The organism is Streptomyces sp. NPDC006655 (assembly GCF_040703965.1).
Classification (GTDB): domain Bacteria; phylum Actinomycetota; class Actinomycetes; order Streptomycetales; family Streptomycetaceae; genus Streptomyces.
The window spans coordinates 1-7,621 of the sequence record NZ_JBEYJU010000188.1; the positions used below are offsets into that span (position 1 = coordinate 1).

7 protein-coding genes and 1 pseudogene are annotated in these 7,621 nt (G+C 70.5%); 3 read left to right on the forward strand and 5 right to left on the reverse strand.

Annotated elements, in window-relative coordinates:
• Positions 1-609 precede the first annotated feature (609 nt).
• Positions 610-795, reverse strand: a complete 186-nt coding sequence (locus tag AB0958_RS43835) for a hypothetical protein (protein WP_366896074.1) — start codon at positions 793-795, stop codon at positions 610-612.
• Positions 796-1,088: 293 nt separating this feature from the next.
• Between AB0958_RS43835 and AB0958_RS43840 the strand changes: the two genes are divergently transcribed.
• Positions 1,089-1,691, forward strand: coding sequence for a ricin-type beta-trefoil lectin domain protein (locus tag AB0958_RS43840; RefSeq protein ID WP_366896075.1), 603 nt, complete (start codon positions 1,089-1,091; stop codon positions 1,689-1,691).
• 84 nt (positions 1,692-1,775) lie between these two features.
• Here AB0958_RS43840 and AB0958_RS43845 read toward each other — a convergent pair whose 3' ends face one another.
• The 3 genes and pseudogenes from AB0958_RS43845 to AB0958_RS43855 all read right to left on the reverse strand — a co-directional run bounded on the left by AB0958_RS43845 (position 1,776) and on the right by AB0958_RS43855 (position 4,374).
• On the reverse strand, positions 1,776-1,937 hold the full coding sequence (locus tag AB0958_RS43845; RefSeq protein ID WP_366896076.1) for a hypothetical protein: 162 nt from the start codon (positions 1,935-1,937) through the stop codon (positions 1,776-1,778).
• Between the two features lie 272 nt (positions 1,938-2,209).
• Positions 2,210-2,429: pseudogene (locus AB0958_RS43850) on the reverse strand (transposase); the annotation flags it as partial.
• A 433-nt stretch (positions 2,430-2,862) separates the two neighbouring features.
• A complete protein-coding gene (locus AB0958_RS43855) occupies positions 2,863-4,374 on the reverse strand; it encodes an APC family permease (protein WP_366896077.1) in 1,512 nt (503 codons plus the stop codon).
• Between the two features lie 160 nt (positions 4,375-4,534).
• Between AB0958_RS43855 and AB0958_RS43860 the strand changes: the two genes are divergently transcribed.
• Both AB0958_RS43860 and eutC read left to right on the forward strand, forming a co-directional pair.
• Positions 4,535-5,926: an ethanolamine ammonia-lyase subunit EutB gene (locus AB0958_RS43860; protein ID WP_366896078.1), complete on the forward strand. Its 1,392-nt coding sequence runs from the start codon at positions 4,535-4,537 to the stop codon at positions 5,924-5,926.
• On the forward strand, positions 5,923-6,693 hold the full coding sequence (gene eutC, locus AB0958_RS43865; RefSeq protein ID WP_366896079.1) for an ethanolamine ammonia-lyase subunit EutC: 771 nt from the start codon (positions 5,923-5,925) through the stop codon (positions 6,691-6,693). Before AB0958_RS43860 ends, eutC begins: the two co-directional genes overlap by 4 nt.
• Before the next feature lie 305 nt (positions 6,694-6,998).
• On the opposite strand, the gene AB0958_RS43870 is transcribed toward eutC, so the two are convergent.
• Complete coding sequence (locus AB0958_RS43870; protein ID WP_366896080.1) at positions 6,999-7,502, reverse strand: bacterial transcriptional activator domain-containing protein; 504 nt, start codon at positions 7,500-7,502, stop codon at positions 6,999-7,001.
• Between the last annotated feature and the right edge of the window lie 119 nt (positions 7,503-7,621).

Sequence of the window (7,621 nt, forward strand, 5' to 3'; positions counted from 1 at the left end):
TGGCTCCGCCACATGACCCGCCACCCCGCACGCCGATCGCACGCACCGAACGCCGCTCCTTCTCCCACGGAGATCCATCAGAAGGGCCCTAGGCGGTCATGCGCCGCGAGCGCGTGACGGACCCGGCCGAGCCGGCCCTCGACCACGGAACACGGAACCAGGGAAAGCTTCTGGCCGGGGCCGGAGCAGGCGGTTCGAGCGCCTGTGGCATGGGGTCGGCTCCGAGTCCGTCAGGGGGCCCGGTCGGTGCATCGACCTGCTTGTCGGCCAGTGAGCCGGTCTCGTTACAGAGGAAGGTGCCCGGGCAGCCCTCCCCGCGTCGCCTGGACACGCGAGGGCCAGACCTGGGTCCGCGACTCCGGGCTTCCGCTGGGTGAACCCGGGGACGGCTGGTGACCCGGGCGTCCGGATCCTCCGGCGATCAAGCAGCGCTCCTTCTACGGACCGCCCGCCTCCGCTTGACATCAGGGGGCAATCCGAGACTGGGGCGGACGCGTCCGGTGACGGCGCGTCCGCCGCTGCCCCTGTCCCCGAAAGGCGCGTTTCTCGTCCTCGGTGCTTTACCGAGTACGTGGGGCGGTGGCGTTCCCCGGCCACTCCGGGCATGCCTCACCCCTTGCTGACTCCGGCGGTGATACCGGCGACGATGTGCCGTTGCAGCACGAGGAAGACGACGAGCAGTGGGACGGTGCCCAGGACTACCGTGGGCAGGAGCTGGGACGTGCTGTAGGCGTGGGTGCCGATCGTGGAGTACACGTCCAGCGTCATCGTCTGCTTGCTGTCCGAGGTCAGCATGACCAGACGGCGGTTGGACGCGGTACGGCGGCACCTGGTCGGCTTCCGGCGGGACCTACTCCGAGTCCACCGGGGGCACCGGCGGCAACAAGGCCGTCACCGGCTCCACCGGCTGGACCGACTACACCCTCCAGGGCGACGTCCGCCTCGGCGGTACGGGCGGCAACGGCAACGCCGGTTTCCTGGTCCGCGCCACCGACCCGACCACCGGAGCGGACAACGTCAACGGCTACTACGTGGGCGTCACCGGCTCCGGCCTCGTCATCGGGCGCGAGAACTAAGGCTGGACCCAGGTGGGCAGCACGCCGATACCAGGCGGTCTGTCCGCCGGCACCTGGTACCACCTGACCGTCCAGGTCTCCGGCTGCGTCATCTCCGTCCAGGGAGCGCCGGCCGGTTCCTGGAGCAACCCCGCCTACCTCAGCCTGAGCGACTGCGCCTTCTCCCACGGCTCCGTCGGGCTCCGCGACTACGGCACCACCGCGTCCTGGCGCAACGTCACCGTCCGCACTGCGGCCGCCGTCACCGGTCCGGGTACCACCGGCAAGTGCCTCGACGTCAACACCAACACGAACACCAACCAGAACGCGGCCCAGCTCTGGGACTGCAACCAGGTCCCCGGACAGCAGTGGACGGCCGCCGCCGACGGCACCCTGCGCGCCTTCGGCAAGTGTCTCGACATCGACAAGAACGCCACGGCCAACTTCAGCAAGGTCCAGCTCTACGACTGCAACGGCGCGGGCGGCCAGCAGTGGGTTCCTCGAGCTGACGGCAGCCTGTACAACCCCCAGTCCGGACGTTGCCTGGACGACCCTCAGGGCAACACGGCGAACGGAACACAGCTGCAGATCTACGACTGCAACGGGCTGTCCACCCAGGTGTGGCAGCTGCCCTGAGCCCACAGGCGCGGACGAGCGCGGGGGCGGGCCCTGCACCACGCCCGCCCCTGCGCAGCACACGGCAGGACGGCGATCGGTCCATCAGGGCGGAGTTGCCGGCGCCGTCGTAGAGATTTGGAGCTGGTCGCCCAGGGCGTCGGGGTCGGCGGCGAGGCGGGTGAAGAGTTCGCGCATCCAACCGCGGAAGGCACCCAGGGTGTCCTGCTCGACCTGGCCTTCGAGGGCCCGCTGCCCGCGGGGCACCCGATCACCTCGGAGGACTTCGAGGCGGCTGAGGTCCGCCACGGCTACGGCTGGAGCCCGGGGACGCTTTGGTGGTGCGCCGTGGGTAGGTTTACACCATCGTCCCGGAGAGGCCGATGCCGGGCATCAGCCTGGACGCGGTGCGCTGGATGCACCGGCGTGGCGTGTCCCCGTACGCCGGTGACCTCGGCGACGCACCACCGGTGGCGGGCCGCGCACGCGACACGGGAACGGCTCAGCCATCAAGACCGCGCCACGGTACGGCAGCCGGCCGCCAGGCGGAGGAGAGCCCGGGTGTGGGTCTTGCCGCAGGCGCGCCGGCGCTCGTAGTAGACCCGCGAGGACAGGTCGCTTTTGCCGCCGACCGCCGCGAACGTGGCCTGGAACAGGGCGCGTTCGAGCAGGCGGTTGCCGCGATGGGAGGCGTGCTCGCCCCGGACGGGATGTCCCCGAGGACCGCGTCGCTGGGGCGAGTCCGGCGTAGGTGGCGAGGACGGACTCGACCCCGGAGTGGAGATGTGCGGGACGGAGCCGGAGACGCTGCTCCACAAAGGAGGACCCCTCCGGCTTCGGCCTGGAGATCCGCTACAGCCCGATGCGCCGTGCCGCTTGGGCGAGAGTCTGGAACACACCCGTCGGGAGACACCCTCCGCTTCACCGGCCCCGGGCGGCCGAAACGCTGGAGCGGGTACGGTCCCCGGCTCCCGCAGACCTCCGCACTGACGGCGCCCGCCACCGCCGTGGCGATCGCCGCCGGGGCCCTGGCGGGCGCGAGCGGCAGTTTCGCGGTGACGCCGAACGCCCACGCAGGTCTCGGCGCAGCCACTGGGGGCTGCGGGCCGTCGCCTCGCGCCATGGTCAACCCCGGTCGGGAGGTGGGTACGCGGTGACCCCACACCCCGTACCCCTGACGCCGTTCATGCCCCTACCGCTCCTTGGTCTCCTCCAGCACCGTCCGGCCCAGCAGGGCGTACCGCTCGGGGGAGCGGTGCTTGAGGTACTGGGCGTAGGCGACGCCGGTCGCCGCGACCAGGGCGACCAGCCATGGGGTTGCCTTCAGCAGCAGGGAGCCGGATTCCGAGCCCGCCGCGACGCCCATGTTGGACACCAGCAGCACGACCACGCCGAGCATCGCGACGCCGCCGATGAGCGGGGCGGCGGAGGTCCTGAACCAGTGCCGGCTCTCGGGGTGGTTGCGGCGGAAGTAGACCAGCACCGCGAAGGAGCAGACCGCCTGCACGACCAGGATCGCCATCGTGCCGAGGATCGCGAGGAGGACGTACAGCGCGTTGTACGGGTCCTTGCCGGCCGCCCAGAACGCGCCGATGAGGACGGCGGACACGGCCGTCTGGACCAGGCCCGCGACGTGCGGGGAGCCGTGCCTGGCGTGGGTGCGGCCGACCGTGCGCTTGAGGGACGGCAGGACGCCTTCGCGGCCCAGCGCGTACATGTAGCGGGCGGCGCAGTTGTGGAAGGCCATGCCGCAGGCCAGCGAGCCGGTGATCATCAGCCACTGCATGACGACGACCGCCCAGTGGCCGACGTAGTGCTCGGTGGGGTTGAAGAAGAGGGCGAGGGGGTTCGCGGAGGAGGCGGCCTTCACGGCCTCCGTCTCGCCGTTGCCGATGATGGCCATCCAGGAGACGAAGACGTAGAAGACGCCGACGCCCAGCACGCTGATCATCGTGGCCTTGGGGATGATCTTCTTCGGGTCGCGGGACTCCTCGCCGTACATCGCCGTCGACTCGAAGCCGACCCACGACCAGAAGGCGAAGAAGAGGCCCAGGCCGGCGGAGGTCCCCTTGAAGGCGTTCACCGGGTTGACCGGGCCGAAGGTGAAGCCGTGCGGGCCGCCCCCGTGCAGGGCGACCGAGATGGCCATGGCCGCGAGGACGGTGACCTCGGTGCCGAGGAGCACGACGAGCAGCTTCTCGGCGACGCTGACGCCGAACCAGGTGCCGGTCGCGTTGACGGCGAGCATCAGGATCGCGAACGCCCACCACGGGACGTCAAGGCCCGTCTGGTCCTTGAGCGTTGTGTTGGCGAAGACCGAGAAGATGCCGATCAGCGCCGGCTCGAAGACGACGTAGGCGAAGGTCGCGAGGAGGCCGGAGGCGAGGCCCGCGGTGCGGCCGAGGCCGTAGGAGATGAAGCCGTAGAAGGCGCCGGTGGACGTGATGTGCTTCGCCATCGACGTGAAGCCGACCGAAAAGATTGCCAGGACGACCATTGCGACGAGATAGCTCGCCGGGGCGCCTATGCCGTTGCCCGACGACACCATGAAGGGCACGTTGCCGGTCATCGCGGTGATCGGGGCGGCGGTCGCGACGGCCATGAAGACCACGCCCAGCAGGCCGATCGCGTTGGGCTTAAGCCGGTGAACTGTACTTTCGTCGCCTGATGCCGTCGCCGGGGCGACTCCCTCGTCCACTGCCATAGCCGGTGGCCCCTCTCTTGCTGCTCGCTGCTTGCACTGGACCGGAACTCTGTAGCCCGAATGAGTCGAGCAAGGGCCTCGGGGCGTTAAATGTTTGTCACCAGACCTTTAGAAATCTGGCGCAACCTGTAGGCAACACACGGCTCGTACGGTCACCGCCATGACCGCTTACACGTCCACACTCGGCGTCGAACGCTTCCGCTTCGGCTCCCTCGCGCGCCTCCTCGCCGCCGCGAGCCCCGAGCGCTCCGGCGACCGGCTCGCCGGCCTCTCCGCCGCGAGCGCCCAGGAACGGGTCGCCGCGCGCTGGGCCCTCGCCGAGGTGCCGCTCGCGACCTTCCTGACCGAGCCGGTGATCCCGTACGAGACCGACGACGTGACCCGGTTGATCCTCGACACGCATGACGCGGCGGCCTTCGCGCCCCTGGGCGGGATGACGGTCGGCGAGCTGAGGGAATGGCTGCTGGCGGCGGGGAGCGAGACGCTGTCGGCGGTGGCGCCCGGGCTGACCCCGGAGATGGTCGCGGCCGTCTCGAAGCTGATGGGCAACGCCGATCTCGTCGCCGTGGCCCGCAAGGTCCGGGTCGTGACGGCGTTCCGCTCGACGATCGGACTGCCGGGGCGGCTGGCCACCCGCCTCCAGCCCAACCACCCGACGGACGACCCGGCGGGAGTGGCGGCGGCCCTGCTGGACGGCCTGCTGCTCGGCTCCGGCGACGCGGTGATCGGCATCAACCCGGCGACGGACAGCCCGAAGGCGACGAGGGCACTGCTGGAGCTGCTGGACGGTGTGATCGGCCGGTACTCGATCCCGACCCAGTCCTCGGTGCTGTGCCATGTGTCGACGAGCGTCCAGATGATGGAGCAGGGCGCCCCGGTCGACCTGGTCTTCCAGTCCATCGCCGGCACCCAGGCGGCGAATGCCTCCTTCGGTGTCACGCTCGGCCTCCTCGACGAGGCGCACGAGGCGGCGCGCGGGCTCGGCCGGGGGACGGTCGGCAACAACGTCATGTACTTCGAGACCGGCCAGGGCAGCGCCCTGTCCGCCGACGCGCACCACGGTGTGGACCAGCAGACGGTGGAGGCGAGGGCGTACGCGGTGGCCCGGCGCTACGAGCCCCTGCTGGTGAACACGGTCGTCGGCTTCATCGGTCCGGAGTACCTCTACGACGGCCGCCAGATCCTCCGCGCCGCCCTGGAGGACCACTTCTGCGGCAAACTCCTCGGCCTCCCCATGGGCCTGGACATCTGCTACACGAACCACGCCGACGCCGATGACGACGACGTGGCGACCATGCTGACCATGCTCGGCGTCGCGGGCGCGTCGTTCGTGATCTGCACGCCGGGCGGCGACGACATCATGCTCAACTACCAATCGGCCTCCTACCACGACGCGTTGTACCTCCGTGAGGTCCTCGGCCTGCGCCCGGCACCGGAGTTCGAGGCATGGCTGGGGTCGATCGGGCTGCTGGACGAAACGGGTTCGATCAAGGAGGTGCCGTCGGACTCGGCGCATCCCCTCACCGCGATCGGAAGGGAACTGGCGGCATGACGAACGGCAGAGTCGATCTCACCGTCGGGGACCTGCCCCTCTGGTCCGCGCTGCGCCGGCACACCCAGGCCCGTATCGGCCTCGGCCGCGCGGGCACCTCGCTGCCGACGCGGCACCGGCTGGAACTCCAGTCCGCGCACGCGGCGGCACGGGACGCCGTGCACTCGCCGTTCGAGCCGGAGGTGGTGGCGGCGGGGCTCGCGGGAAGGGAGACGGTACGGGTCCGCAGCGCGGCGGGTGACCGCCTCACGTACCTCCAACGCCCCGACCTGGGGCGCAGGTTGGACCCGATGGACCGTGCGCATCTGCCCGTCGGCGACTGGGACGTGGTGTTCGTCGTCGCGGACGGGTTGTCCAGCCGGGCCGTGCACGAGCACGCGGCTGCGATGGTGCGAGGCACGGTGGCGCGGCTCGTGGGGTGGCGGGTGGCGCCGGTGGTACTGGCCGAACAGGCCCGGGTGGCCCTCGGCGACGACATCGCGTCCGCGATGGGAGCGGCGATGGTGGTCGTGTTCGTGGGCGAACGACCGGGGATGTCGGCGGCGGACTCGCTGGGCGCGTACCTGACGTACCGGCCGAGGCCGGGGGAGACGACGGACGCGGACCGCAACTGCCTGAGCAACATCCGGCCGCCCCTGGGCCTGACGTACGAGCTGGCAGCGGGGAAGTTGGCGGGCTTGATGGGGAGGGGGCGGGAGCTGGGGATCACCGGGGTGGGACTGAAGGACGAAAGCGATCACGAAGCTGTAGCCGAGCGGCTGCTCTGAGTGGTGACCGGTCCCCGAGGGCGGGAGGGCGCATCATGACGTTGACGACAGAGCGACCGACGACAAGCGGCACCGACTCCGACGGCTTCGAGGCGATGCCGGATCTCCTCGATGACTGAAAGGTTCGTCCACACCAGGCGCTGACCGCCCGGCCACACCCCGCGCGGCTGCCCGCCCCACTGCACCTGCCATGCCGCCCAGGACCGTACAAGCCACCGCAGTCACCCACCCGGCGTCGTCTGCGCCCGCACCCGGGCTCCGGAGCCGTCTCCGCAAGCCCTGATCCTGCCGGGGCACCCGCTGGGTCACTGGTGGTTACGGGTGGGCCATGGTGGAAGCCGTTGCGAGAGGGCGGGCGTCCCGGTTACTGGCTCTCGCCCTCTGTTCATTGCGCCGGGTACGAGGCGGCGCAGGTGTGTGGTCGGGGACAGGCCCAGTTCGGAGTGGAGGCGTCGCGCGTAGCGATCGAAATCCCGCATCGCCTCTGAGGGGTTGCCTTCGGCCAGGTGTGCTCGGATCAGGCACGACTGGCTGCTCTCGCGGAGGGCGTCGGCGCGGATCGCGGCGTGGGCGGCGGCGACCGCGTCGGCGTATCTGCCGGCCGCCATGAAGATTTCCGCGAGCCTTTCCAGGGCGTGGATGCGCAGCTGCCGCCAGTCCTCCGCCCGCAGCGTGGCCCAGTCGTCGTACCAGCCGGGCAGCAGGTCCAGCGAGAGCTCCTCGATCGTGTCGGCCGATGCCTGCCAGGCAGACGCTGCCGAGCCGTGGAGTATGCGGTGGGCCAGCTGTCTGCCCTGGTGGAGGTCCACGCTCACATGGCGGGCAAGGCCGACTGAGGTTCCCCCGAGATGCGGGGATGGGTGACAGGGGGTCAGATGGGTCTCACGAGAGGAGCCCAGACGATGCCTGCCCCGAGGAAGTACCCGCT